The organism is Microbacterium sp. NPDC019599 (assembly GCF_040632175.1).
In the GTDB taxonomy this organism is placed as follows: Bacteria; Actinomycetota; Actinomycetes; order Actinomycetales; family Microbacteriaceae; genus Microbacterium.
This window is the reverse complement of the sequence record NZ_JBEYBL010000013.1, coordinates 56,449-80,051: the sequence shown is the minus strand read 5'-3', so window position 1 is coordinate 80,051 and position 23,603 is coordinate 56,449. Positions and strand designations below refer to the sequence as shown.

Annotated in this window: 24 protein-coding genes; 5 read left to right on the top strand and 19 right to left on the bottom strand. The window is 70.8% G+C overall.

The genetic code is table 11. The features are described from left to right. Window positions 1-186: 186 nt before the first annotated feature. Window positions 187-2,097 carry a prolyl oligopeptidase family serine peptidase gene (locus ABZ477_RS18195; RefSeq protein WP_360136074.1) on the top strand — a complete coding sequence of 637 codons (1,911 nt, stop codon included), beginning with the start codon at window positions 187-189 and terminating at the stop codon, window positions 2,095-2,097. A 27-nt stretch (window positions 2,098-2,124) separates the two neighbouring features. On the opposite strand, the gene hflX is transcribed toward ABZ477_RS18195, so the two are convergent. Next, complete coding sequence (gene hflX, locus ABZ477_RS18190) at window positions 2,125-3,666, bottom strand: GTPase HflX (RefSeq protein WP_360136072.1); 1,542 nt, start codon at window positions 3,664-3,666, stop codon at window positions 2,125-2,127. 146 nt (window positions 3,667-3,812) lie between these two features. On the opposite strand from hflX, the gene ABZ477_RS18185 reads away from it, so the two are divergent. Next, window positions 3,813-4,454, top strand: a complete 642-nt coding sequence (locus ABZ477_RS18185; RefSeq protein ID WP_360136070.1) for a methyltransferase — start codon at window positions 3,813-3,815, stop codon at window positions 4,452-4,454. Window positions 4,455-4,710: 256 nt separating this feature from the next. Here the strand turns inward: ABZ477_RS18185 and dapF are convergent, their stop codons facing one another. The 18 genes from dapF to thyX form a co-directional block, all read right to left on the bottom strand. Further along, a complete protein-coding gene (gene dapF, locus ABZ477_RS18180) occupies window positions 4,711-5,571 on the bottom strand; it encodes a diaminopimelate epimerase (RefSeq protein ID WP_360136068.1) in 861 nt (286 codons plus the stop codon). Between the two features lie 37 nt (window positions 5,572-5,608). Next, window positions 5,609-5,989 (bottom strand): nuclear transport factor 2 family protein, encoded by a 381-nt coding sequence (locus ABZ477_RS18175; RefSeq protein WP_360136066.1) that lies wholly within the window; start codon window positions 5,987-5,989, stop codon window positions 5,609-5,611. Between the two features lie 30 nt (window positions 5,990-6,019). Further along, window positions 6,020-6,451 carry a GNAT family acetyltransferase gene (locus ABZ477_RS18170; RefSeq protein WP_360136064.1) on the bottom strand — a complete coding sequence of 144 codons (432 nt, stop codon included), beginning with the start codon at window positions 6,449-6,451 and terminating at the stop codon, window positions 6,020-6,022. Continuing rightward, a complete protein-coding gene (miaA, locus tag ABZ477_RS18165) occupies window positions 6,448-7,365 on the bottom strand; it encodes a tRNA (adenosine(37)-N6)-dimethylallyltransferase MiaA (RefSeq protein WP_360136062.1) in 918 nt (305 codons plus the stop codon). The genes ABZ477_RS18170 and miaA overlap by 4 nt, the downstream gene beginning before the upstream one ends. Before the next feature lie 2 nt (window positions 7,366-7,367). Further along, window positions 7,368-8,918 (bottom strand): tRNA (N6-isopentenyl adenosine(37)-C2)-methylthiotransferase MiaB, encoded by a 1,551-nt coding sequence (gene miaB, locus ABZ477_RS18160; protein ID WP_360136060.1) that lies wholly within the window; start codon window positions 8,916-8,918, stop codon window positions 7,368-7,370. 150 nt (window positions 8,919-9,068) lie between these two features. Next, window positions 9,069-10,058, bottom strand: a complete 990-nt coding sequence (locus ABZ477_RS18155; protein ID WP_360136058.1) for an aminoglycoside phosphotransferase family protein — start codon at window positions 10,056-10,058, stop codon at window positions 9,069-9,071. A 29-nt stretch (window positions 10,059-10,087) separates the two neighbouring features. Next, a complete protein-coding gene (locus ABZ477_RS18150; protein ID WP_360136056.1) occupies window positions 10,088-10,837 on the bottom strand; it encodes a regulatory protein RecX in 750 nt (249 codons plus the stop codon). A gap of 129 nt (window positions 10,838-10,966) precedes the next feature. Next, window positions 10,967-12,022 carry a recombinase RecA gene (gene recA / locus ABZ477_RS18145; RefSeq protein WP_360136054.1) on the bottom strand — a complete coding sequence of 352 codons (1,056 nt, stop codon included), beginning with the start codon at window positions 12,020-12,022 and terminating at the stop codon, window positions 10,967-10,969. Window positions 12,023-12,338: 316 nt separating this feature from the next. Further along, window positions 12,339-12,563, bottom strand: coding sequence for a DUF3046 domain-containing protein (locus ABZ477_RS18140; protein ID WP_360136052.1), 225 nt, complete (start codon window positions 12,561-12,563; stop codon window positions 12,339-12,341). Between the two features lie 102 nt (window positions 12,564-12,665). Next, the gene (locus tag ABZ477_RS18135) at window positions 12,666-12,983 is read right to left on the bottom strand and encodes a helix-turn-helix transcriptional regulator (RefSeq protein ID WP_360136050.1); all 318 of its coding nucleotides are present in this window, start codon (window positions 12,981-12,983) and stop codon (window positions 12,666-12,668) included. Window positions 12,984-13,148: 165 nt separating this feature from the next. Then, the gene (locus ABZ477_RS18130) at window positions 13,149-13,607 is read right to left on the bottom strand and encodes a CinA family protein (RefSeq protein ID WP_360136146.1); all 459 of its coding nucleotides are present in this window, start codon (window positions 13,605-13,607) and stop codon (window positions 13,149-13,151) included. An 83-nt stretch (window positions 13,608-13,690) separates the two neighbouring features. Further along, window positions 13,691-14,269 carry a CDP-diacylglycerol--glycerol-3-phosphate 3-phosphatidyltransferase gene (pgsA, locus tag ABZ477_RS18125; RefSeq protein WP_360136048.1) on the bottom strand — a complete coding sequence of 193 codons (579 nt, stop codon included), beginning with the start codon at window positions 14,267-14,269 and terminating at the stop codon, window positions 13,691-13,693. 123 nt (window positions 14,270-14,392) lie between these two features. Further along, on the bottom strand, window positions 14,393-17,080 hold the full coding sequence (locus tag ABZ477_RS18120) for a DNA translocase FtsK 4TM domain-containing protein (RefSeq protein WP_360136046.1): 2,688 nt from the start codon (window positions 17,078-17,080) through the stop codon (window positions 14,393-14,395). 73 nt (window positions 17,081-17,153) lie between these two features. Continuing rightward, window positions 17,154-17,648 carry a GNAT family N-acetyltransferase gene (locus tag ABZ477_RS18115; protein WP_360136044.1) on the bottom strand — a complete coding sequence of 165 codons (495 nt, stop codon included), beginning with the start codon at window positions 17,646-17,648 and terminating at the stop codon, window positions 17,154-17,156. 45 nt (window positions 17,649-17,693) lie between these two features. After that, window positions 17,694-19,370, bottom strand: a complete 1,677-nt coding sequence (locus ABZ477_RS18110; RefSeq protein ID WP_360136042.1) for a ribonuclease J — start codon at window positions 19,368-19,370, stop codon at window positions 17,694-17,696. A 77-nt stretch (window positions 19,371-19,447) separates the two neighbouring features. Beyond that, window positions 19,448-20,425 carry a 4-hydroxy-tetrahydrodipicolinate synthase gene (gene dapA / locus ABZ477_RS18105; RefSeq protein ID WP_360136040.1) on the bottom strand — a complete coding sequence of 326 codons (978 nt, stop codon included), beginning with the start codon at window positions 20,423-20,425 and terminating at the stop codon, window positions 19,448-19,450. Window positions 20,426-20,474: 49 nt separating this feature from the next. After that, the gene (locus ABZ477_RS18100; protein ID WP_360136038.1) at window positions 20,475-21,242 is read right to left on the bottom strand and encodes an SDR family oxidoreductase; all 768 of its coding nucleotides are present in this window, start codon (window positions 21,240-21,242) and stop codon (window positions 20,475-20,477) included. Between the two features lie 2 nt (window positions 21,243-21,244). After that, complete coding sequence (gene thyX / locus ABZ477_RS18095; RefSeq protein WP_360136036.1) at window positions 21,245-21,988, bottom strand: FAD-dependent thymidylate synthase; 744 nt, start codon at window positions 21,986-21,988, stop codon at window positions 21,245-21,247. 95 nt (window positions 21,989-22,083) lie between these two features. Here thyX and ABZ477_RS18090 point away from each other — a divergent pair, with 95 nt between their 5' ends. The 3 genes from ABZ477_RS18090 (at window position 22,084) to ABZ477_RS18080 (ending at window position 23,591) form a co-directional block, all read left to right on the top strand. Continuing rightward, window positions 22,084-22,521 (top strand): thioredoxin family protein, encoded by a 438-nt coding sequence (locus tag ABZ477_RS18090; protein WP_360136034.1) that lies wholly within the window; start codon window positions 22,084-22,086, stop codon window positions 22,519-22,521. Then, window positions 22,511-23,071: a DUF4395 domain-containing protein gene (locus ABZ477_RS18085; protein ID WP_360136032.1), complete on the top strand. Its 561-nt coding sequence runs from the start codon at window positions 22,511-22,513 to the stop codon at window positions 23,069-23,071. Before ABZ477_RS18090 ends, ABZ477_RS18085 begins: the two co-directional genes overlap by 11 nt. 94 nt (window positions 23,072-23,165) lie before the next feature. Continuing rightward, complete coding sequence (locus ABZ477_RS18080; RefSeq protein WP_360136030.1) at window positions 23,166-23,591, top strand: OsmC family peroxiredoxin; 426 nt, start codon at window positions 23,166-23,168, stop codon at window positions 23,589-23,591. Window positions 23,592-23,603 lie beyond the last annotated feature (12 nt).

The window sequence follows — 23,603 nt, the reverse complement described above, 5'->3', positions numbered from 1 at the left end:
GGGGCACGGAGTCATCGCGGGCGGGTGCCGGGCTCGGCTGTCGCTCCACGCCCGGGTTGGCCGGGCGTCTGCCTCCACGGTAGAGCACTCGCCTGGTCGAGTGGCCCATATGACGGTCTGTTTCACCGTCGATGCCGCCCTCGGCATATGTCGATCGGGATGCTGTCGCGGCGTAGCGTGGAGGCCGTGCAGCGTGAAATCCCGTACGGATCGTGGCCTTCACCAGTGACCGCCGCGGCCGTGTCCGCCGCCTCCGGCCGGATCGACGGCGCCCGGTTCGTGGGCGACGAGGTGTGGTGGGGCGAGGGCGTCCCGGAGGAGGGCGGCCGCACGACGGTGCGCCGCAGACGTGTGGACGGCGTCGTCGAGGATCTCCTGCCCCCGCCGTGGAACGCGCGCTCGCGCGTGCACGAGTACGGCGGCGGCTCGTGGACGACCGGTGATGACGGCACGCTCTACTTCGTCGAGAAGGCCGATCAGCGCATCTGGGCGGTCTTCCCCGGCGACGTGCCCGTGCCGCGCACGGCGCCGGATGAAGGCGCGCGCTTCGGAGGCCTGTCCTGGCAGGAGGGCCGGCTCATCGCCGTCCGCGAGCTGCACGGCACGACGAAGGTCCCCCGCCGCGACATCGTCACGATCGCCACGACGGGGCCGTGGCGGGTCGTCGACATGACCGCCGACACCGACTTCGTCGCCCAGCCCGCGCTCTCACCGGGTGGGCGCCACCTCGCGTGGGTCGCGTGGAATCATCCCGACATGCCGTGGGACCGCACCGAACTGCGGGTCGGCCGGCTCGCGGACGGCATCGTCGCGGAGTGGACGACCGTCTCCAGCGGTGAGACGGCAGCCCTGCAGCCCGTCTGGCTCGACGCGGACGACCTCCTCTACGCCGACGACCCGACCGGCCGCTGGAACATCTGGCGCCTCCGGCTGGACGCGGACCTCGGCCACGAGGACGTCGCACCCGCCGACGCCGACACGGGCGGCCCGCTGTGGGTGCTCGGCGCGCGCTGGTTCGCGCGGCTCGGCGACGGACGCATCGTCGCGACCCGGACCGACGGCGCCGATGACGTCGTCGTGATCGACCCGGACACGGGCGACGCCCGCTCTCTCGGGCTCGAGGCGACCTCGAACGTCGGGATCGAGGACGTGTCGGGAACGAGGGTCCTCGTCTCGGGGTCGAGCGCGGCATCCCCTCCCGGTGTCTGGCTCGTCGACGCCGCCTCCGGCGCGTCCGAGCGGATCGCCGGCGCCGATGCCGAGTGGGAGGACGAATGGATGCCGCGGCCCCGCGCCGTCACGTTCGAGGGGCCGCACGGCCCCGTGCACGCGTTCGACTACCCGCCGACGAACCCGCAGGCGAGGGCACCCGAGGGCGAGCTGCCGCCTTACGTCGTGTTCGTCCACGGCGGGCCGACGGGACACGTGTCGGGTGCGGCATCCGGGAAGATCACGTACTTCACGAGCCGCGGGATCGGCGTGCTCGACGTCAACTACGGCGGGTCCAGCGGGTACGGCCGGGCGTACCGCGAGCGACTGCGCGGCACATGGGGGATCGTCGACGTCGACGACGTCGCGGCCGCCGCGGCAGGCCTGGCCGCCGAGGGGCGAGCGGATGCCGCGCGCCTCGCGATCGAGGGAGGCTCGGCGGGCGGCTGGACGGCGCTGGCTGCGCTCGTCCGCACGGACGTCTTCTCCGCCGGGATCTCGCGCTACGGCGTCGGCGACGCGCGCGCCCTCGCGGCGGAGACCCACGACTTCGAGGCGCACTACCTCGACGGCCTGATCGGGCCGCTTCCCCGCGATGAGCAGGTGTACGTCGAGCGCTCGCCGCTCAGCACGCCCGACCGCTTCCGTGTGCCGCTCCTCCTCCTGCAGGGCGCCGAGGACGAGGTCGTGCCGCCCGCGCAGTCCGAGGCGATCCGCGACGCTCTCGCGGCCCGCGGCGTGCCGCACGCCTACGTGCTCTACCCGGGCGAGGGGCACGGCTTCCGCCGCGGCGAGACGATCGTCGACGCGCTGGAGAAGGAGCTCGCGTTCCTCGGCGCCGTCTTCGGCTTCGAGACCCCCGACGTGCCGCCCCTGGCGCTCAGCTGACCCAGGCCTCGTTCCTTCGGGTTCCGGTCAGTGCGCGCTGTGCACGCGGAAGGGCGCGAACTCCGCCGCGAGGCGCTCCGACACGTAGGCGTGGAGCGCCGTGCCCTCGACCTCGTGCCGCTGCGACACGATGTGGCCCGTCTCGTGGGCCGCCGAGATGAGGTCGCCGCGGCCGTACGGGACGAGGGCGTGCACCTCGACGGCAGGCAGCGGCAGCGCCGCCTCGATCGCGGCGCGGAGCTCGTCGACGCCCTCACCGGTACGGGACGAGACGAACAGTGCATTCGGCTCCAGGCCGCGCAGCAGCATCCGCTCGTCCTCGTCGATGAGATCGGCCTTGTTGAAGACGACGATCTCGCGCGTGTCGCGCGCGCCCACGTCGCCGATCACGTCGCGCACGGTCTTGAGCTGTGCGGCGGGATCGGGGTGCGACGCGTCCACGACGTGGAGGATGATGTCGGCCTCGCCGACCTCCTCGAGGGTCGAGCGGAACGCCTCGACGAGCTGGTGTGGAAGGTTGCGGACGAACCCGACGGTGTCGGTGAGCGTGTAGACGCGGCCGTCGCTCGTCTCGGAGCGCCGCACCGACGTGTCGAGGGTTGCGAACAGGGCGTTCTCGACGAGCACGCCCGCCCGCGTGAGGCGGTTGAGCAGGCTCGACTTGCCGGCATTCGTGTAGCCCGCGATCGCGACGGCCGGGATCGTGTTGCGCTTGCGCTCGGCGCGCTTGGCGTCGCGCGCGGGCGCGAAGTCGCGGATCTGGCGGCGCAGCTGCGCCATCTTCGTGCGGATGCGGCGTCGATCGAGCTCGATCTTCGTCTCACCGGGTCCGCGCGAGCCCATGCCCGCACCGCCCGCGCCGACCTGGCCACCGGCCTGGCGGCTCATCGACTCACCCCAGCCGCGCAGGCGGGGCAGCAGGTACTCGAGCTGCGCGAGCTCGACCTGGGCCTTGCCCTCGCGGCTCTTGGCGTGCTGGCTGAAGATGTCGAGGATCACCGTCGTCCGGTCGATGACCTTCACCTTCACGACGTCCTCGAGCGCGCGCCGCTGGCTGGGGGCGAGCTCGGTGTCGGCGATGACGGTGTCGGCGCCGACCGAGGCGACGATGTCGCGCAGCTCCTCGGCCTTGCCGCGGCCCACGTAGGTCGCGGGGTCCGGGTGCGGACGCCGCTGCAGCACACCGTCGAGCACGACGGCACCCGCCGTCTCGGCGAGCGCGGACAGCTCTCGAAGGGAGTTCTCGGCATCCTCCTGCGCGCCCTGCGGGTGCACGCCCACGAGGACGACATTCTCGAGGCGCAGCTGCCGGTACTCGACCTCGGTGACGTCCTCGAGCTCGGTGGAAAGCCCGGGGACGCGGCGCAGCGCGGCGCGCTCCTCGCGGTCCCACTGCTCGCCGTCGGTGTCGGAGCGCGAGATCGTCGTCTCGTCCTGGAGCGCCTGCGCGGCGCCGAAGACCCGCACGCCCGAGCGCGCGTCGGCGCGCGCCAGCACCCGGTCCACCGGGTCGAGAACCGCGTCGACCGGCGTCTCGTCCGTGCTCTGGGGAGTCGTGGTGTCTGTCATGTCTTCCTTCCGGGATGCCTCGTGTCCGGTCCCCGTGTCGAACGGGTTGCCAGAGCCCCGAGGCATCCGTAAACTCTACGCGTTTTGGTGGCAGGAGGGTCCCTGCACTCCCGCGCGGGAGCGCTCCTCCGCTAGGCTCGTCAGCCATGAGTGGGGACCACTACTTCAGCGCGTCACCAGTCAGTGCCGAGAATCTCCGGCGCATCCGGGTGAGGCTTGCGGGCCGCGATGTCGAGGTCACGACGGCCGGCGGCGTGTTCAGCCCCGACCACGTGGACTCCGGCACGGGCGTGCTGCTCGCCAACACTCCCCCGCCGCCGCCCGGAGGTCATCTGCTCGACCTCGGAAGCGGCTGGGGCCCCATCGCCTTGACCCTCGCGCTCGAGTCGCCGCACGCGACCGTGTGGGCGGTGGACGTCAACGAACGCGCGCTGGACCTCGTGCGCCGCAACGCCCGATCCCTGGGCCTCGAGAACATCAACGCCGTGCTGCCCGACGATGTTCCCGACGACGTGTCGTTCCGCACGATCCGCTCCAACCCGCCCATCCGCGTCGGCAAGCACGAACTGCACGGCCTGCTCGAGCGGTGGATCCCGCGCCTCGACGAGCGCTCCGACGCGTGGCTCGTCGTGCAGCGCAACCTCGGCTCGGACTCGCTGCAGCGCTGGCTCGCCGCGACGTTCGAGAACGGCTACAGCGTGCACCGCGCCGCGACGGGCCGCGGATTCCGAGTCCTCAAGGTCCGGCGCCACGGGACGCCGGCGACGGGCTCGATCGCCCTCCCGTAGCGTCGCCCGTCGCCCAGCGGGCTCCCGGCCGCTCTCTCGCGAGAACGCCCCTACGTCCTCGACACGCCGCGCCGTGGAGACATACGCGCGTTCTCGCGAGAACGCGCTCGTGTCCTCGACACGGCGCGCCGTGGAGACACAGGGGCGTTCTCGCGAGGAAGCGTGGGACGCGGTCGGATGTCGCGGATCCACCCGATCGGCGCGCATTCGGTGCATCTGGGCCGACTGAGGGCGCGGGATGCTGCCCGCCGGCGCGTCAGGCGAGCGCGACCTCGCCCGAGAAGACGAGCGTCGCGGGACCCGACAGCAGAACGCGGCCGTTGCGCATCCGCACGCCGAGGCGACCCCCCGGCACGTCGACGGTCCAGTCGTCCGGTGCGCCGCGGCCCGCCCAGTGCCGCACGGCGAGCGCGGCCGCCGCGACGCCGGTGCCGCAGCTGAGCGTCTCGCCGACGCCGCGTTCGAAGACCCGCATGCGGATGGACCCGACGCCGTCGCGCACGAGCGGGTCGCTCGGCACGACGAACTCGACGTTCGCGCCGTCCCGCGGCTGCGGCTCGAGGATGGGCTGCGCCGTGAGATCGAGGCCCTCGAGCTCGGCGGGCGTGAAGAGCGCGACGACGACGTGCGGGTTGCCCACGTCGATCCCGACGCCGGGGCGGGCGACGCCGAGGCCGCGCGCACGGACGAGGACATCGCCCTCGTCGACGCGGTAGACCCCGAGGTCGACCTCGAGCCCCAGCTCGCTGCGGGTCAGCGTCTTGACGCCTGCGCGCGTGCCGATCGCGAGCGGCCCGTCGTCGAGCGTCGCGAGGCCCGTCTCGTCCAGGTACCGCGCGAAGACGCGGATGCCGTTGCCGCACATCTCGGCCTTCGAGCCGTCGGCGTTGCGGTAGTCCATGAACCACTCGGCACCGGATGCCGCGGCATCCTCCCCCTCGTCGATCGCGGCGGACCGCACGACGCGCAGGATGCCGTCGCCGCCGATGCCGAAGCGGCGGTCGCACAGTGCCGCGACCTGATCGTCGGAGAGGTCCAGAGCGCCGTCGGCGTCGGAGAGGATCACGAAGTCGTTGCCCGTGCCATGGCCCTTGGTGAAGGGGAGGGTCTGCGGCATCCCTCGATTCTACGGACCGCGCAGCGCGGTGGCGCGCTCAGAGGGCGAAAGGCTCGTAGCAGTCGAAGGTCTCGTGGGCGGCGATCCGGCCATCCCGGACCGTCACGAATCCGGCCATGTGCGCGACGATCTCGGTCGCTCCGATCGTGCCGCGCCACGTCGAGCGGACGGCGGCGCGTTCGCCGGCGACGAGCACCTCATGGATCTCGATCGACTGCGCCGTCAGCCGCGACTTGCCCGCCTCGAAGCCCGCGACCGTCTCGTCGAGGGTGCGCACATGCCCGTTCGGCGAGATCGGGTTGGGACGCTCGATGAACACGGCATCGTTCAGCACGATCGCCCGCAGCTCATCAGCGGTCGAGCCGAGGTCCGCGACGATCGCGAAGTAGCGACGGACGATGTCCTCCGTGGTCGGCATGCTCAGAGCGTAGTGGCCGAGGGACAGGTGTCAGCGCGGCCCGTCGGCGATGAGGCGCTTGCCGGTCGCCCACGTGTCGAAGGGCTCGTAGTCGAGCGCGTCGTAGAAGCCCCGCGCCACCTCGTTCTCGGGCCGGACCATGAGCTGCACTTTGGGGCATCCCATGGCGGCGAGGCGGGCCTCGGCCTCGCCCACGAGCGCCCGCGCGATGCCCTCGCCGCGGCGCTGCGCGGCGGAGGCGAGGTAGTAGAGCCATCCGCGATGGCCGTCGTACCCGGCCATGACCGAGCCCACGACCTCCTCGCCGTCGACCGCCACGAGGAAGAGCTCGGGCTGCACTGCGAGCTTGCGCTCGATGTCGCGGTGCGGGTCGTTCCACGGACGCGTGAGCCCCGCCGCGTGCCACAGTGCGACGACTTGCTCGGTGTCGGCGACGGCGAAGGGACGGATGGCGAACGTCACGAAACCTCCTGGAGGAGCCGGGATGCCGGATGCCCCGGGTCGACCCAGCGGATGCTGTCGTATCGGCGGAACCACGACACCTGGCGTCGCGCATACCGCCGCGTGAGCTGCTGCGTCTGGGCGATCGCGTCCACTTCCGGCAGAGCGCCGTCCAGCTGCGCGAGCGCCTGGGCGTAGCCGATCGCGCGGCGCGCCGTGACGCCGCGGTCCAGCCCCTGGTCGCGCAGAGCCTTCACCTCGTCGACGATCCCGTCGCGCCACATGCCCTCGACCCGCGCATCGAGCCGCAGCACGAGCTCCTCGCGGGGCACCTGCACCCCGAGGATGCAGGTCTGGGGATCCCACAGGACCGGCTCCTCCGGCAGCGCCGCACCATGCGTCGCGGACCCCTGCTCGAGGACCTCGAGGGCCCGGACGATGCGGCGCCCGTTGCGCGGATCCATGCGCGCGGCGGTCGCGGGATCGGCCGCCTCGAGCCGCGCGAACAGGACGCCCGGCCCCTGCTCCTCGAGCTCCGCCTCGAGCCGGGCCCGCACCTCGGCGTCGCGCGGCGGGAAGCGGAAGTCGTACAGGACGCTCGAGACGTACAGCCCGGAGCCCCCGACGAGGACGGCGTCGGCTCCGCGGCCGTGGATGTCGCGGATCGCGGTGCGCGCAGCATCCTGATACCAGGCGACGGCCGCCTCGTCGGTGACGTCCAGGACGTCGAAGAGGTGATGAGGGATGCCGCGCCGCTCGTGCTCGGGAAGCTTGGCGGTGCCGATGTCCATGCCGCGGTACAGCTGCATCGCGTCGGCGTTCACGATCTCGGCCGGCCGGCCGCGCGAAGCGAGCGCCTCGGCGAGGTCGAGCGACAGCGCCGTCTTGCCCGTGCCCGTCGCACCGACGACGGCCCACAGGGCGGGACCGGGCACCGTCAGACGCCGACGCGGAGCGTGGGAAGGCCGAGCGAGACGGAGCGCTTCGCCCCCGGATCCGAAGCGGGCGCCGGCACTGCGCACGACTCGGCGAGCGAGCGATCCCACGCGTCGCCGGCCCGGGTGCGGCGGATGCGCAGCGGCGCGCCGTCGACGGCGTCGGCGAGCAGGTGGAAGGGCGCCGCGTGCGTCACCGCGACGCTCACGACGTCGCCGGGCCGCGGGACGGCCGAGTCCGCCGGAACCTCGAAGTGGACGAGCCGGTTGTCCTCGGCGCGTCCCGTCAGGCGGTGGGTCTCGGCATCCTTCTTGCCCTCGCCGGTCGAGACGAGGACCTGCAGCTCGCGACCGAGCTGCTTCTGGTTCTCCTCCAGCGAGATGCGCTCCTGCAGCGCGACGAGGCGCTCGTAGCGCTCCTGGACGACGGCCTTCGGCACCTGGTCCGCCATCGTCGCGGCGGGCGTGCCCTCGCGGATGGAGTACTGGAACGTGAAGGCGCTCGAGAAGCGGGAGGCCTCGACGACCCGCATCGTCTCTTCGAAATCCTCGTCGGTCTCGCTGGGGAAGCCGACGATGATGTCGGTCGTGATGGCGGCGTTCGGGATGCGATCGCGGACGCGGTCGAGGATGCCGAGGAACCGCTCGCTGCGGTACGAGCGGCGCATCGCCTTGAGGATGCGGTCGCTGCCGGACTGCAGTGGCATGTGCAGTTGCGGCATGACGGCCGGGGTATCGGCCATCGCGTCGATGACGTCGTCGGTGAAGGCGGCGGGGTGGGGGCTCGTGAAGCGGATGCGCTCGAGGCCGTCGATCTCGCCTGCGGCGCGGAGGAGCTTGCCGAACGCCTGGCGGTCGCCGAACTCGACGCCGTACGAGTTGACATTCTGGCCGAGGAGCGTGACCTCGATCGCGCCGTCGTCGACGAGCAGGCGGATCTCGTTGAGGATGTCGCCGGGGCGGCGGTCCTTCTCCTTACCGCGCAGGCTCGGCACGATGCAGAACGTGCACGTGTTGTTGCAGCCCACCGAGATCGAGACCCAGCCGCTGTAGACCGAGTCGCGCTTCGTCGGCAGCGTCGACGGGAAGATCTCGAGGGACTCGAGGATCTCGAGCTCGGCCTCTTCGTTGTGGCGGGCGCGCTCGAGGAGGCTCGGCAGCGACCCCATGTTGTGCGTGCCGAAGACGACGTCGACCCACGGCGCCTTGTCGAGGACGGTCTGCTTGTCCATCTGCGCGAGGCAGCCGCCGACGGCGATCTGCATGCCCTCGTGGTGGTCCTTGCGGGATTTCAAATGGCCGAGCGTGCCGTAGAGCTTGCCGGCCGCGTTGTCGCGGACCGCGCACGTGTTGATGACGACGACATCGGCCTCTTCGCCGGCCTCCGCCCGCAGGTACCCCGCGCTCTCGAGGGATCCGGAGAGCCGCTCGGAGTCGTGCACGTTCATCTGACAGCCGAACGTGCGCACCTCGTAGGTGCGCGCGCGTCCGTCCGCTCCCGTCGCGGCCGGAGAGGGCGCGATGAGCGTCGGAGAGGAGGAGGGGGAAGACATGATGGGGACATTCTACGAGCCGCCGCATGAGCGGGACCTGCAGACGGATGCTGCTCCCCCGCGCGCGAGGCACGTCCCGAGTCACGGTGCACGGAAACTGGGCCGGGCGTCCGTACGACCAGCGCTGTCCGCTCGACCAGGCCGCGCGAGTCAGACCGGAGCCGTCGCCTCGAGCAGCCCGAGCGCCCGCTCGAGGTTGGCGCGAGCGCCCTGTTCGTAGCCCTCGCCCCACTCCGCGTCGTACCCGCGGATCGTCCGCTCGGTGGCGAGGATGAGCGAGAAGTACACGCGGTACAGCTGGAGCCGGATCTCGCCCGTGGGCGATGCGAGCTCGCGCGCGAGGACCCCGCCGGCAGCGGCGTCGCCGGCGAGCAGGTCGGCATCCGGCGGTTGCGTGCCGAACTGATCGGCTCCGACGAGCTCGTGAAGCGGGTCGCCCCACAGCGTGCGCTCCGTGTCGATGATCCCCATGATCTCGAGCGTCTCCGGGTCGATGAAGATGTTGCCCGCCCAGAGGTCCGTGTGGACGACGGCCGGTCGCGCGACACCGTCGAGGGCGCGGCCGTGGGTTGCGATGACCTGCCGGACGCGCTCCGCGGGAAGTTCGACGTCCCACCGCGCTCCGTCGGCCAGGATCGCCTCGACCATGAGGCGGTACGCCTCGCGCCAGGTACCGGCGGTCAGCCCGGCCTCCTCCGCGGGATAGCCGAACATCGGCCCCTCGACTCGGTGCATCCGGGCCATGAGAGCGCCGAGATTGCGGCGGACCCTTGCCGCTGCTTCGTCATCCAGCTCGAGCCCGTGCCACGGGACCCCGGGCAGGTGCTCCGCGACGACGACGTCCGCGTCGATCGCTGCGCGCGTGAAGTCGGTGTGCAGCACGGCGGGCACCGGCACCCCGCTCCCGTCGAGCATGCGGTAGGTCAGCGCCTCCGTTCCGAGCAGCCCGAGCTCGTACGTGCACAGCCGTGTGGTGTCGGCGCCGACGATCTTCGCCACGGCCCGCCGGCCGTCCGCGAAGGTCACGCGGACAGCCGTCGCGAAGAACCCTCCGGTCAGCACCTCCGCCTCGACGACGTCACCGAGCGGCGCGAGAACGGTGGACAGGAGAGCATCATCGACGGCGATCTTCGTCAGCACCCCGACACCCTACTGGAACCGCTCAGCCGCTAGTCCTCCGCGAACCGCACGCCGCTGGACCCGGGCGCACCGAGTCCCCGAGGGCGCCCCGCCTCACGGAGCGCCTCACGCGCGACGTCGAGGGCGAGCGAGCCCCCGTAGCCGCGACGCGCGAGCTGGCCCGCGAGTCGCCGGAGCGCAGCATCCGGATCCGCGGACGACAGCGACCTCGCCTTCGACCGCGCGAACTCCATGGCGCGCTCACGGTCGTCGTCGGGGAGTGCGAGGAGCGCCGCATCCGCCACGTCCCGGGGGACCCCGCGCTTCGCGAGGGACTGCGCGATGACCCGCCGGCCCTGGCCTTTGCGGTCGACGCCGATGTGGACGATCTGCTCTGCGAGGGCCACATCGTCGAGGTATCCGCGCGCCTCGAACGACACGATGATCTCGTCCGCCGCCTCCGCGTCCGCCCCGGCTCCGGCGAGGACATCTCTCGCCTCGGAGATCGAGAGCGACCTGCCACGCAGCCTCTTCAGGAGGATCTTCTCGGCGAGCTCGACGACAGGAGATTCGTCCGATCCTCCGTCCTCGTCGGCTGCGACACCGAACCGGACGCCCGCCCCCGGGCGCTCGTCCGACGGCTCGGGATCGTCGCCCCACGTCGAGTTCCAGCTCGCGCCGTCCGCACGAGGCGGCTCGACGGAGCCGGGATTAGAGCGCCCGAACAGCGGGATGACGGGAGCGAGCTCCTCGGCGAGGCCGGGGGCGCCGTCCTCGGGCGCGCCCCCGTCCTCACGCATAGGTCACCGCGGTTGTTGAGCGACGTCGAAACACGGTTGTTGAGCGACGTCGAAACACGGTTGTTGAGCGACGTAGAAACACGGTTGTTGAGCGACGTCGAAACACGGTTGTTGAGCGACGTCGAAACATCAGGCCGGGCGGCGCTTGGCCAGCTCGTCCTCGGCTGCCTCGACGGCCGCACCGCGGGGCACGCCGATGCCGAGCTTCGTCTTGATCTGCGACTCGATGTCGGCCGCGATGTCCTCGTTCTTGATGAGGAAGTTGCGGGCGTTCTCCTTGCCCTGACCGAGCTGCTCGCCGTCGTAGGTGTACCACGCACCCGACTTCTTGACGATGCCGTGCTCGACGCCGAAGTCGATGAGGCTGCCCTCGCGCGAGATGCCGACGCCGTAGAGGATGTCGAACTCGGCCTGCTTGAAGGGCGGCGCCATCTTGTTCTTGACGACCTTGACGCGCGTGCGGTTGCCGACGGCGTCCGCGCCGTCCTTGAGGGTCTCGATGCGGCGGATGTCGAGGCGCACCGACGCGTAGAACTTCAGAGCCTTGCCACCGGCCGTCGTCTCGGGCGAGCCGAAGAACACGCCGATCTTCTCGCGGAGCTGGTTGATGAAGATCGCCGTCGTCTTGGTCTGGTTGAGACCACCCGTGAGCTTGCGCAGCGCCTGCGACATGAGGCGCGCCTGGAGGCCGACGTGCGAGTCGCCCATCTCGCCCTCGATCTCGGCCTTCGGCACGAGTGCTGCGACCGAGTCGATCACGACGAGGTCGATCGCGCCGGAGCGGATGAGCATGTCGGCGATCTCGAGCGCCTGCTCGCCCGTGTCGGGCTGCGACACGAGGAGCTGGTCGATGTCGACGCCGAGCTTCTGCGCATAGTCGGGGTCGAGCGCGTGCTCGGCGTCGATGAACGCGGCGATGCCGCCGGCGCGCTGCACGTTGGCGATCGCGTGGAGGGTCAGCGTCGTCTTGCCCGACGACTCCGGACCGTAGATCTCGATGATGCGGCCGCGCGGGAGCCCGCCGACGCCGAGGGCGACGTCGAGCGCGATCGAACCGGTGGGGATGACCTCGACCGGAGCACGCTCGTCGCTGCCCAGTCGCATGACCGAGCCCTTTCCGAACTGCCGGTCGATCTGGGCGAGGGCCGATTCGAGGGCCTTCTCGCGATCAGCGGGTGAGGGCATGGCGTGCTCCTTATGCTCGCGTTCCGTCGCCTGTAGGCTGCCGCGCTCCACCCCGGGTGGGACGGATGCTGCGGCAAGGCGTGAGGTGTCGTTCGACGTCGTCCACGCTAGGGAGGGGCTCCGACATCCGTCGTCGCTCCTCCCGCGTTCGTGGACAGGCGCACTTCGATACCTGCTGTGCAGGAGCCTACGCGTCTATCGAACACTTGTACGATGACACGCCGCGAAGCGCCGTGAGCCGTCCGGTTCCTGAGTAGCGCGCGCAGCGCGCGTATCGAAGGGCGATGACACGCCGGGAAGTCAGCGCCGTCGGAGATCAGCGCCGACGCGGCTCGAGGCGCCCGGCCCCGTACCGGCGCTCGACCGGGACGTCTGTCTCCTCGCACAGCGCGAGCCACACGTCGCGGGGCGGGATGCCGGCCTCGATCGCCTGCGTCGCGGTGCGGTCGCCGAGCGTGGACAGCACGAGATCTGCTGTCAGCGCGCTCGCGCGCGGGCCGAACTCGTGCACGACGGCACGCTCGAATTCACTGCGACGCAAAGCTCTCCACGGTCGTTGGCGTAGCTCTCTCCGGTTCCTGAGCGACGTCGAAGGGCGGTTCCTGAGCGACGTCGAAGCGCGGTCCTTGAGCGACTAGGCGGGTCAGCGGAGCGACAGCTCGGGCTCGATGAACTCGGAGCCGAGACCTGCAAGGTCGTCGGGCACGTCCGGGAACGTCTGGAGTCCCTCGAGGACGGAGATGCGATCCCCCACCTCGCGCATGATCGTCGAGATGGGCACGTCGAGCGCATCCGCGACGGAGGCGAGGATCTCGCTCGATGCTTCCTTCTGTCCGCGCTCGACCTCGCTGAGGTAGCCGAGTGCGACACTCGCACGGCTTGCGACCTGGCGCAGGGTGCGCCCCTTCTGGAGACGGAAGTCGCGGAGGACTTCGCCGATCTCGTGCCGAACCAGGATCATGCGGGCCCCCTCTTCCAATCCTGCCGTCATCCGGGTGGACAACAGTACAACACCGACTACGGTCAATCTAATCCCGCGCGCTGGATAACGGGTGGGAATCGCGGAATGTAACCAGGTCGAAACGGAGGGCATTCCCGGCCGACGCATTCCGCGCTCCAACAGATGTCAGAGCGCGTCCAGTGCCGTGCGCACCGCGCGCCGCACCGTCTCCGCGCGGATCTCGGCGCGCGTGCCCGCGAGCTCGAGGGACTCCACCCGTGTGCCGAGCGGCGTCGCGACGCCGATGTGCACTGTCCCGACGGGTTGCCCGTCGGGAGAGTCGGGACCCGCGATCCCGGTCGTCGAGATGCCGACGTCGCACGGGCCGCCCTCGTGTCCGAGCCGCATGCGGACGCCCTCGGCCATCTGCCGCGCGACCCGCGGGTGGACGGGCCCGTGCGCGTCGAGGAGCGTCGGATCGACGCCCAGGAGCGTGTGCTTGAGCTCCGTCGCGTAGGCGACGATGCCGCCGCGCACGACCGCGGAGGCCCCGGGGACGCTCACGAGGTCGGCCACGACGAGGCCACCCGTGAGGGATTCGGCGATCGCGACGGTCCAGCCCAGCTCGGACAGCCGGTCGAGCAGGCGCTCGGCATCCGTCCTGCGCTCGCTGCGCAGCGTCGCCTCGACGTCGTCGGGGAGGGCGGGCCACTCGGCCGCGGATGCGGTCACGATGCGCTCCGTCCGCGCTGCGCCCTGGCCGCTCGCACCTCGCTCACCACCACGTCGATGCCGCTCGTGATCGTCAGTATGACGGCGATCGTCATGGTGACCCCGTTGACCCACCAGATCCATTCGCCGACGAGCGTCCACAGCGGCAGGAGGGCGAGCGAGAGCGCGACGCCCTGCGCCAGGGTCTTGAGCTTGCCCATCCACGCCGCGGCGAGGACATGGTCGCTCACGACCAGGAAGCGGTAGACCGTGATGCCGATCTCACGGACGAGGACGATGATCGTGACCCACCAGGGAAGCTCGCCGAGGATCGACAGGCCGATGAACGCGAAACCGGTCAGGACCTTGTCGGCGATGGGATCCAGGAGCTTGCCGAGGTCGGTGACGATGTTGTTCCGGCGCGCGATCCAGCCGTCTATGCCGTCGGTGCCGATCGCGACGATGAACAGGGCCGCCGCCCACCACCGCAGCGGACCGTCGGCCCCGCCGTCGGCGAGCAGCATCCACAGGAAGACCGGCGCACAGAGGATCCGGATGATCGTGATCGCGTTCGGGAGCTGCCTCGGGATCGCCATGGCCCGAGCCTACCTGCGCGGTGCAGAGCCCTGTGGATATCCGTCCGGCCGTCGCCGCTTCCCTCCAGACGCGCCCCCTCAGGGATCGACTGCGGGGCCGGCTTCTCCCCTTGCGGGCGCGGCTCAGTCCCGCCCTGTGAGCCCCCAGGCGTCCTCGTCGCCGTCGCTCTCGACGACGGGATAGCCGTCGTACTGCGACTCCACAGCGTCGGGCCCGTAGTCGCGCGCGCCGGGGACGGCGGCAGGTGCCGGGTCGGATGCCGGAGCCGCGGCATCCGGGACATCCTCGCCGCGCAGCCGCGCGAGCACGCCCGGAAGCTGTTCGGCGGTGACGAGCACGTCGCGCGCCTTCGAGCCTTCGGAAGGTCCGACGATCTCGCGGGACTCCAGGAGGTCCATTAGCCTGCCGGCCTTCGCGAAGCCGACGCGGAGCTTGCGCTGCAGCATCGAGGTCGAGCCGAACTGGGTCGACACGACGAGCTCGGCCGCTGCGAGGAGGAGCTCGAGGTCGTCGCCGATGTCGGCGTCGATCTGCTTCTTCTCGGCCTCGGCGGCGACGTCCTCGCGGTACTCGGGGCGGGCCTGCTGCGTGACGTGCTTGACGACCTTCTCGATCTCGGCCTCGCTGACCCACGCGCCCTGCACGCGCAGCGCCTTCGAAGCGCCCATCGGCAGGAACAGGCCGTCGCCCTGGCCGATGAGCCGGTCGGCGCCCGGCTGGTCCAGGATGACGCGGGAGTCGGTCACGCTCGTGACGGCGAACGCGAGACGCGAGGGCACGTTGGCCTTGATGAGACCCGTCACGACGTCGACCGAGGGACGCTGCGTCGCGAGCACGAGGTGGATGCCCGAAGCGCGGGCGAGCTGCGTGATTCGCACGATCGAGTCCTCGACGTCGCGCGGCGCGACCATCATGAGGTCGGCGAGCTCGTCTACCACGACGAGGAGGTAGGGGTACGGCTTGAGGACGCGCTGGCTGCCCGGCGGCACCTGCACCTCGCCCGCGACGACGGCGCGGTTGAAGTCGTCGATGTGCCGGAACCCGAAGGATGCGAGGTCGTCGTACCTCATGTCCATCTCCTTCACGACCCACTGCAGCGCCTCGGCGGCCTTCTTGGGGTTCGTGATGATGGGGGTGATGAGGTGCGGCACGCCCGCGTACGACGTCAGCTCGACGCGCTTGGGGTCGATGAGCACCATCCGGACATCGGCCGGCTTCGCGCGCATGAGCAGGCTCGTGATCATCGAGTTCACGAAGCTCGACTTGCCCGAGCCCGTCGATCCCGCGACCAGCAGGTGGGGCATCTTCGCGAGGTTCGCCACGACGTAGCCGCCGCCGACGTCCTTGCCGACGCCGATCGTCATGGGATGCGTCGAATGCTGTGCGGCGGGCGAGCGCAGCACGTCGCCGAGCGTCACGATCTCACGGTCGGTGTTGGGGATCTCCACGCCGATCGCGCTCTTGCCGGGGATCGGCGCGAGGATGCGCACCTCGTTCGACGCGACGGCGTAGGCGATGTTGTTGGTGAGCGCCGTGATGCGCTCGACCTTGACGCCCGGCCCGACCTCGATCTCGTACTGCGTGACTGTCGGCCCGCGCGAGAAGCCCGTCACGCGGGCGTCGACCTGGAACTGCGTCAGGACGCTCGTGATCGCGCGCACGACCTCGTCGTTGGCGGCGGACCGGGCCTTGTGCGGACTTCCTGCGGCGAGCGCGTTGACCGACGGCAGCCGGTACGGCAGCGCTGGGGCGTCGTGCGGGCCGTCGAATCCGATCCCCGACAGCCCCGGCAGCTCGCCGTCGGCTCCCCCGTCGTCGTCGCGCAGCGACGTGTCCGCCCGCGCGCCCGTGGGCTTGGCCGCGGCCGGCACGAGGATCTCCGTGACGGCATCGGGCTCGGCGACGGCGCGAGCAGGCGTCGTGAGGGCCTGCTCGAACCCGCCCTGGGACGAGCCGGGCGGCAGGAGCTCCGTGAGGTCCTGCGAGCCGATGCCGGCGTCCGGGTCCTCCTCGCGGCCGGTCTTGTTGCGCCGCCACCACGGCACCGAGGCATCCGCCGACTCGACCGCGGGCTGCGCGGCGGCGGCCTGCTCACCGGGCGCCGGCCGCTCCTCGCCGAACATCCACGCGTACAGGTCGCCGAGGCGGCGGCCGATGCGGTTGGGCGGCGTCTTGGTGAGGATCAGGATGCTGAGCAGAGACAGGATGCCGAGCACGATGCACGCGCCGACCTCGGTCAGCAGCAGCGCGAGCGGTTCGCCGATCATCCAGCCGAGGACGCCGCCGGCCTCGCTCAGGGCGGGCAGCCCCTCGTTCGGCTGCGGGCGGCCGCCCAGGACGTGGCAGAATCCCGCGAGCGTCAGGACGAAGAGGCCGAAGCCGATGCCGATGCGGCCGTTGTCGTGGACGGACGACGGATGCCGGAAGAGCCATCCCGCAAGCAGCATGAGCAGCACCGGGAGGACGAACGAGACGCGTCCGACGAGCCCCCCGGCGGAGTAGGCGCTGATGGTCTTGGCCACGTCGGAGCCGATGAAGAACCACTCGACGACGGCGCCGGCGATCGCCAGCAGGACGAGCAGGAACGGGAAGCCGTCGCGGCGCTGGTCCTTCTCGAGGGTCTCGGGCCCGAAGGCCCGGAAGAGCCCGCCGGTGGCGTGCGCGAGACCGAGCCACATCCGCACGATGACGGGCGGCTTGTCCTGTTCGCCGACATAACGCTTCGGCGCGGGCTCCGGCTTGCGGGCACGCGACGAAGACCCCTTCGCGGGCGCACGACCATTGGCGGTCGGGCTGGAGCTCCTGGCCATGCCTTCCACGGTACGGCGACCCGCCGACTTCAGCCGGGAGCGACGCGACTCCGACGGGAGCAGGATGCTGCGCTCAGCGCAGGCGCTTGACCATCGTGTCGCGGCCGATCCCGCTCTGCGTCACGGCGAATCCCTCGCTGCGGTACAGCGTCGTGGCGAAGTTGTCGCGCTCCACGCTGAGACTCAGCCGTGCGTAGCCCTGCGCGCGGGCGTGCTCGCACAGGCGCTGGAGCAGCATCCGTCCCACTCCGTGCGCGCGCCAGATCGGCCGCACGCCGATGATGAGCTCGGGAACCCCCGTGCCGACGTAGCCGAATCCGGGGTCGCTGCGTGGCAGCATCCGGTACCACGCGGCTCCAACCGCCTGCCCGTTCTCGTCGACGGCGATGAACCCCGCGTCGCCGGGGCGCATCCAGCCGGAGACGTACCGGCTGTGGTCCGGGCTCGTGATGACCTCGTGGCGGGGCCGTGCTCCGCCACGGCGCCAGTTCGCCGCTTCGACGACCATGTCGCCGAGGAAGGCTCCGTCCGACTGGATCGCCGGACGAACCTGGAACACGGGGGGCATGTCCGGATTCTACCGAGGGCCCCGGAGTCGGCCGTGTCGGCGGTGTTACGCCTCGATGACGAGGGGCACGATCATGGGCCGGCGTCGCAGCGACTGGTTGACCCAGCGCCCGATCGTGCGTCGGACGACCTGCTGCAGCGCGTGCTGGTCGCGGACGCCGGAGTGCGCCGCCTCGGTGAGGGCGGCCGCGATCTTGGGCTTGACGCTCTCGAACACGGCGTCGTCCTCGGCGAAGCCGCGGGCATGGATCTCGGGGCCCGAGATGATCTTGCCCGTCGCGGCGTCGACGACGACGATGACCGAGATGAAGCCCTCCTCGCCGAGGATCCGGCGGTCCTTGAGGTCGGCATCCGTGATCTCCCCGACGGTGGACCCGTCGACGTAGACGAACCCGAGGTCGAGCTGGCCGACGACCCGAGCGGTCCCGTCGCGGAGGTCGACGACCGTGCCGTTCTCGCCGATGATCGTGTGGTCCTCGGGGATGCCGGTGTCCTGCGCGAGGCGCGCGTTCGCGATGAGGTGCCGGTACTCGCCGTGGACGGGCAGGACGTTGCGGGGCTTGAGGATGTTGTAGCAGTACAGCAGCTCGCCCGCCGCGGCGTGGCCCGAGACGTGCACCTTCGCGTTGCCCTTGTGCACGACGCTGGCGCCGAGCTTCGTGAGTCCGTCGATGACGCGGTAGACGGCGTTCTCGTTGCCCGGGATGAGGCTCGATGCGAGGATCACCGTGTCGCCCGGCCCCGGCTCGATCTCGTGGTCGAGGTTCGCCATGCGGCTGAGAACGGCCATGGGCTCGCCCTGCGATCCCGTCGACATGTAGACGAGCTGGTCCTCGGGGAGGTCCCGCGCCTTCTTGTAGTCGATGAGGACGCCCTCGGGCACGTGCAGATAGCCGAGCTCCTCGGCGATCGTCATGTTGCGCACCATGCTGCGGCCCATGAGCGCGACCCGCCGGCCATGCGCGACGGCGGCGTCCAGCACCTGCTGCACGCGGTGCACGTGGCTGGAGAAGCTCGCGACGATGACGCGGCGCGGAGCCTTGCCGATGACCTGGTCGAGCACCGGCCCGATCGCCCGCTCGAGCGGCGTGAAGCCCGGGACGTCGGCATTGGTGGAGTCGACGAGGAAGAGGTCCACGCCCTCTTCGCCGAGCCGGGCGAAGGCGCGCAGGTCCGTCAGCCGGCCGTCCAGCGGCAGCTGGTCCATCTTGAAGTCGCCGGTCGCCAGCACGAGCCCGGCGGGCGTGCGGATCGCGACGGCGAGCGCATCCGGGATGGAGTGGTTGACGGCGACGAACTCGAGGTCGAACGGTGCGAGGCGCTCGTGCTGACCTTCCTGCACCGTGAGGCTGAAGGGCTTGATGCGGTGCTCGCGGAGCTTCGCCTCGACCAGGGCGAGCGTCAGGCCCGAGCCGATGAGCGGGATGTCGGGCTTGAGGCGCAGCAGATACGGCACGGCGCCGATGTGGTCCTCGTGCCCGTGGGTCAGCACGACGCCGACGATGTCGTCGAGGCGGTTCTTGATCGGCTCGAAGTCCGGGAGGATCAGGTCGACGCCGGGCTGGTGCTCCTCGGGGAACAGGACGCCGCAGTCGACGATGAGGAGCTTGCCCTCGTACTCGAACACGGTCATGTTGCGGCCGACCTCGCCGAGACCGCCGAGAGGCGTCACCCGAAGGGTGCCCGGCTCGAGCTCGGGCGGGTCGTACACGGTGCTGGGCATGTCAGCCTTCCTCCGGATGCCGCGCGCGAGCGCGGCGGATCGTTCTCGCCGCGGCGGCTATCCGTCCGCGGACGCGCTCATCTCGTCGTGCCCGAGACCTTGGGCAGCGCACCGCCGGCGGCGGCGTTGCGGTCGGGTCGGAAGTTGGAGAAGTCCGCGCCAGGCACGTCGCTGACGAGCGCGAGCTCGTCCTCGATCTTCGCGGCCTCCCACTCCTCCGGACCGACCAGGGGCAGGCGCACACGCGGGCTGCCGATCCGGCCCAGGCCGTGCAGGATGTACTTCGCCGCGACGGTGCCGGGCACGTGTGTCATGACGGCGCGGACGAGCGGCTCGAGCTGCTGGTGCGCCGCGGTCGCGGTCTTCAGGTCGCCCGCGTTGACGGCATCCACGATCGCCCGATACGGCTGAGCGGCGATGTTCGCCGTCACGCCGATGAGGCCCGTCGCACCGATCGCGAGGTGCGGCAGCACGTTCGAGTCATCGCCCGAGAAGTACATGAGGTCGGTCTGGTTGAGGACGCGGCTCACTTCGCTGAAGTCGCCCTTGGCGTCCTTGATCGCAAGGATGTTGGGATGCTTCGCGAGGCGCAGGATCGTCTCGTAGCGGATCGGCACGCCCGTGCGGCCGGGGATGTCGTACAGGATGACGGGCAGGTCCGTCGCGTCGGCGACCAGCCGGAAGTGCGTGAGGATGCCCGCCTGCGTCGGCTTGTTGTAGTAGGGCGTGACGATCATGATGCCGTCGGCGCCGACCTTCTCGCTGGCCTTGTAGAGCTCGATCGCATGGGCGGTCTCATTGGAGCCGCCGCCCGTGATGATCGCGGCGCGGCCGGCCGCGACATCCTTCCCGACCTCCACGAGCCGGATCTTCTCGGCATCCGTGAGCGTCGAGGTCTCACCGGTCGTCCCGGTCACGACGATGCCGTCGGCACCGGCGGTGATGACGTCGTCGATGTGCTTCTCGACGGCGGGCCAGTCGACCTCGCCGTCGGCCGTCATGGGAGTGACGAGCGCGACGAGCACCTGTCCGAAGGGATTGCCCGTGTGCGTCATGCTCTCAGGCTATCGGCTCGGCCCGTCCGCGCCGCACGCCCGATCGGCCTCAGCGGCGGCCGCGCGCCCCGAGGCGCGACGCGGTCGAGGCGGGCAGGAGCCGCACGGCGCGGGTGAGCACCTTGTACTTCAGCGACGGGATCGACACGGCCTTGCCGCGCGCGGCGTCGCGGAGCGATTCGGCCACGACGTCGGGCGCCTGCAGCCACAGGAAGTCGGCGATGCCCTCGCGACCGGGCTCCAGGCCCATCCGCTCGTGGAAGTTCGTGTGCGTGAACCCGGGGCAGACGGCCGTGACCGAGACGCCGCGCGGCCCGTACTCGCTGTCGGCCCAGCGGCTGAACTCGACGAGCCAGCGCTTGCACGCGCCGTAGGTCGAGCGCGGCATGAAGGCCGCGACGGACGCGACGTTGAGGATCCGGCCGCGGCCGCGCTCGAGCATCGGCCCGAGTGCCGCGTGCGTCAGCCGCATGGGAACCTCGACGTGCATCGCGAGGTGGCGGGCCTCGTCCTCGATGTCGTTGCGCGCGAAGGCGAGCGGGAGGCCGAATCCCGCGTTGTTGACGAGCACGTCGACGGGCCGCTGCCGGTCGGTCAGGCGCGCCTCGACCTTCTGGCGCTTGCGGGGCTTGAGCAGGTCGGCGGCGAGGACCTCGACCTCGACGCCGAAGCGCCCGCGCAGGTCGATCGCGCGCTCCTCGAGCGCGTCGCGGTCGCGGGCGACCAGCACGAGGTCGAAGCCGCGGATCGCGAGCTGACGCGCATACTCCGCGCCGAGACCCGAGCTCGCGCCCGTGATGAGAGCGGTCCTGCCCATCGTCAGGGGGCGACGCGCCCGTTGGCGTTGAAGGCGGCGTGGGTGAGCGGCATCCGCTCCTTCCACAGCGTCTCCATCTTCTCGGCGCACATCTCGATCTCGCGCTGCGGGAAGGACGGGAAGTGGGTGCCCTCGACCTTCGTGCGCAGCGACAGGAAGTTCATGAGCGAGCGCGCGTTCATCGTCACGTACATCGACGAGTAGATGTTCAGAGGCAGGACGATCCGCGCGACCTCGCGCGCGACGCCGGCTGCCAGCATCCGCTGATACGCCTCGAAGGCGTGGACGGATGCCTCGCGCGTCGCCGCGTCGACGAGTTCAGCCTGCTCGTCGCTGCCGGGGAGGAACTCGTATGCGCCGGGCTTGCCGATCTGCACGAGGTTGCGCTCGCGGACCGGGACATAGAAGACGGGGCGGAGCTCGCGGTAGCGGCCGGACTCCTCGTTGTAGGAGGCGATCCGGTGTCGCATGAACTCGCGGAAGACGAAGATCGGCGCCTGCACGTAGAAGGTCATCGAGTTGTGCTCGAAGGGCGAGCCGTGGCGGTCGCGCATGAGGTAGTTGATGAGGCCGCGGTCGCGCGCGGTCGCCTCCGTGCCGGCAGCGGCGGCATCCAGCGTCTGCTCGCCCTGCGTGGACACTCGGGCCGCGAAGAGGACGTCCGAGTCGGCGGCGCTCGCGCGCACCAGCTCGACCGTCACGTCGCTGCGGAACTCGATCTCGGGAATCTCTGCGGCGTCGCTCACGCCTGCCACCCTACCGACTCGACTTGTTACGACCCGCTCGTCATACTCACAACCCCCGGGATCCATTCAGGTGAAAAGGGTTACGCTGTTCAGTTGTGAATCTCGTGGGGGCTCTGATCGTTCTCGCCGTCCTGCTGACGGCGACGATCGTGCTCGGTGTCTTCCTGCAGTGGCGGCAGAATCGCCCGCAGCGCGACATCCCCCACGAGGTCGTCCAGCCGGAGCGTCTCGGGGCCGACGGGCTGGGCGCGACGGCCACTCTCCTGCAGTTCAGCACGGAGCTGTGCGCCCGCTGCCCGGGTGTGCATCGCACGCTCGCGGCCGTCGCGGACGCACACCCCGGCGTGCGGCATCTCGACATCGACGTGACGCATCGCCCCGACATCGCGAAGCACTTCCACGTCCTGCAGACACCCACGACGCTCGTCCTCGACAGCGCGGGAGTCGTGCAGACCCGGTTCGGCGGCGCGCCGAGCCGCGACGTCCTGGAACTCGAACTCACCCGACTCACGGAGGCAGCCGATGTCCGCTGAGACCATGTCCGCACAGGGCGTCGCCTCACCCTCGGGCGGGGTCGATCCCCGTGGGCTGCGCTTCGCCGCCGGCATCACGGCCGTCCTGCTGCTCATCGACGTCCTGCTCGGCCTCACGGGCCTCTCGACGGCGCACACCGCAGACGGCGGCTGGGCCGTGACGCAGGCCTCGATCGCCGAGCGCTTCGCCGACCCCGCCTTCCTCCTCCTGCTCGTCACGGCGCTCCTGTTCCTGTGGGGCGTCCTCTCGCCGCGCACGGCTCCCTGGGGTGTGCTCTACCGCAAGGCGGTCGCGCCGCGCCTGAAGCCGCCGACCGAGCTCGAGGACCCCCGCCCGCCGCGCTTCGCTCAGGGCGTCGGCCTCTTCATCGTCGGGCTCGGACTCGTGCTGGGCCTCCTGGGTGTGCCGTGGGCGCTGCCGATCGCGGCCGGCCTCGGCTTCGTCGCGGCGTTCCTCAACGCGGTGTTCGGGCTCTGCCTCGGCTGCCAGATGTACCTCGTCCTTCAGCGCTTCGGCCTCGTCGGCCGCCGCCGCCCCGCCGCGGCCTGATCGTCCCGCTCGCGACGTTCCGTCGTGTCGGAGTGGCCGTTAGGCTGACCGCGAGGGCCGCGACGAGCCCCGCCGCCGACACGGAGGAACATCCATGAGCGTTACGAGCGAAGCCAGCACCTCCTGGAAGGGAAGCCTCACCGAGGGATCGGGCGAGGTGGCCCTCGAGAGCTCCAACCAGGGACCCTTCGCGGTGAACTGGAAGGCCCGCAGCGAGGGGTCGACCTCGGTCACGACGCCCGAAGAGCTCGTCGCGGCGGCCCACTCGTCGTGCTTCAGCATGGCGCTCTCCAACGTCCTGGCCCAGAACGGCACTCCGCCCGAGAGCATCGAGACGACGGCATCCGTCACCTTCATCCCCGGTACGGGCATCACCGGCAGCCACCTCAACGTCGAAGCCGTCGTCCCTGGGCTCAGCCCCGAGGACTTCGCGACGCTCGCCGCGGACGCGAAGGCGAACTGCCCCGTCTCGAAGGCGCTCGCGGGGGTCGAGATCACCCTCGAGGCGTCGCTTGCCTGACCCTTCGGGGAA